A 255-nucleotide genomic window follows, 5' to 3' on the forward strand; every position below is an offset into this window, starting at 1 on the left:
CCGCGGCCAGGACGAAGATCACGACGTCCGAGGAGTGGAAGACCCAGAGATACCACCGGTAGCCGACCTTCCCCTCGATGCTGGCGAAGACCAGCCATCGCGTCTCGTCGGCGTGCCAGAGCGCCTGCCCTTGGCTGCGCTTCACCAGCGCCTCATAGACCGGCTCGAAGAGCGGCGTCAGGCGCTTCAGGCCATCGGTCAGAGTCCCCAGCGACAGGTCCAGGCCGAGCGTGGCCCAGTCGGCCAAGAGCCGAT

General features: G+C 67.1%; 1 protein-coding gene. It reads right to left on the bottom strand.

Annotation, left to right across the window (positions count from 1 at the left end):
- The coding region (locus ACYOEI_RS41375) for an IS66 family transposase (RefSeq protein WP_462856511.1) at positions 1 to 255 on the bottom strand (255 nt) is incomplete at both ends.

The sequence above is a fragment of the Singulisphaera rosea genome (assembly GCF_054877945.1).